Below are 1,888 nucleotides of genomic sequence, written 5' to 3'. Positions count from 1 at the left end.
TGGTAATAAGGTGTCTCAGAGACACTGATCTGATATTTCCTGGCCAATCCCATGGTTATCTCCGTTTAAAACCATGATTTTCAGAAATTCAGCTGGAATTAGCTGTGGCAAATCTCTGATGAGGCCGTATGATATTTCTTAGGGAGTGCCTGTCCGCGCTTTTGCGACCCCAAGCCATGAGTGCACGTTTATCTGTCCAGTCCCTGTTGTTATTGACCTTCAGGACGATGTGAAAGTGGTTCGACATCACTGCATAGGCGCAGATGTCTATGCTGAACAGCTTTGCCAGGTATTGAAAGCGCTGAACCACCCATTTTCTGCGGTGCTCAAATGTCCTGCCAGTGGTATGATCATCACCACAGAGGAAGGCCCTGCGGACGCATCGACTCACCACATGGTAATAAGGTGTCTCCTGGTAACAAATCTGGTATTTCCTTGCCAGTCCCATGGTTTTCTCCGTTTAAAACCATGATTTTCAGAGATTCAGCTGTAATTAGCTGTGGCAAATATCTGAAGTGGCCGTATGATATTTCTGAGGGAGTGCCTGTCCTGGATATTATTCAAATGGTAGAATGACTATCGGGCCTTCTCATCATTCGAATACAGGAAGATTTAAAAATTTTGATCCTTTTTCAAAAATTGAGCTTTAGAAAGACATCATAATTATGTACATTAAAGATTTAGAACAGTGCGATTTTCTACCTATAAAGGAAGATTTTATATTAGCAGTAGGTTGGCTAGATAAAAATTATGATTTTAATAAGGGTAGTGTTTCAATTGAGTTTTACAAAAAGTTAAAAGAGTTATGTAATAACCCTTGGCAACCATTCGTATCAGCTGGAATGCACAAGTGTAACATTTGTCAATTTGATGGGCCTGTTTTCAACTCAAATATTTACTTGCCTGAAAATGATAAAATCTATGTTAGCCCAGTTGCAATACTACACTATATTAATTGCCATCATTATTCCCCGCCAAATGAATATGTTAATGCAGTATTAAACTGTCCTGATATTTCTAGTATGGAATACAAAAAAAAGCTGTTAAGCAATGGTGGAGGAGTTTTATTGAAGGGAAGATAAGAAACACCGGTGGAAATATTGGAAAAACACCGGGAAAACACCGGGACAGGCACTTTTCAGAGGAACCAGCTTGAGAAATTCAGCTGGTTTTTTTGTCGAAGATCAGAAAATTAATGTGGTTTAGAGGTGTTGTTCAGGCTTAAAACATCAAATGCAATGTATCAGACCGAAATGGCCTGATTAGAAGTGAGTGGGACGGTGGCAGACAGAATCTGCAGGATGGGTTTGTTGGAAAACACCGGGACAGGCACTTTTCAGAGGAACCAGCTTGAGAAATTCAGCTGGTTTTTTTGTCGAAGATCAGAAAATTAATGTGGTTTAGAGGTGTTGTTCAGGCTTAAAACATCAAATGCTAAATACAGGGACAGGCATTAGCTAGATAAACCAGTTGAAGAAATTAAGCTGGTTTATATGTCGAAAATAGTTGTATTGATTAGTCAGGAAGGAGAATGTGAGGCCTGAACGCTCGGTTTTGATGAATTTAACTGAATTGGCCTGATTTCAGATGAGTTGGACGGTAGCAGACAGAATCTGCAATCAGGTTATGTTGGGTGGATAGCTACTCCAGGGCTGGTTTCAGACGGTGACCTACAGCAAATCTTTTGCCGACTTTCTGGCAGAAACTTTTAAGCTGATCAACTGTACCTACAGCGGAGAAACCTACTGATCTGAAGCCAGTTAATTCACCCAGCCAAGTGTCTGGATTGAGTTGCAATCGTTCGAGTATGGGCGGTAGGCTTTCAGGAATATAACCACGCTTATTTTCCAGGATAGCTCTCCCAGAATAGTCCACGAGGTCCAGGTAT

At 40.9% G+C, this 1,888-nt stretch carries 2 protein-coding genes; one reads left to right on the top strand and one right to left on the bottom strand.

The genetic code is table 11. From position 1 onward, the window contains the following. The first annotated feature begins 665 nt into the window (after positions 1–665). A complete protein-coding gene (locus tag B0475_RS17280; RefSeq protein WP_077413128.1) occupies positions 666–1,082 on the top strand; it encodes a DUF7919 family protein in 417 nt (138 codons plus the stop codon). Positions 1,083–1,641: 559 nt separating this feature from the next. On the opposite strand, the gene B0475_RS17935 is transcribed toward B0475_RS17280, so the two are convergent. Then, positions 1,642–1,888: hypothetical protein (locus B0475_RS17935; protein ID WP_456298908.1), on the bottom strand; the 247-nt coding region annotated here is incomplete at its 5' end.

The sequence above is a fragment of the Marinicella sediminis genome (assembly GCF_002000055.1).
Taxonomy (GTDB): Bacteria; Pseudomonadota; Gammaproteobacteria; order Xanthomonadales; family Marinicellaceae; genus Marinicella; species Marinicella sediminis.
This window is presented reverse-complemented; position numbering and strand designations above follow the sequence as displayed.

What these genes read in the sequence shown, in the direction of transcription:
- B0475_RS17280 (WP_077413128.1), top strand. Translation starts at nt 666, where the DNA reads ATGTACATTAAAGATTTAGAACAGTGCGATTTTCTACCTATAAAGGAA.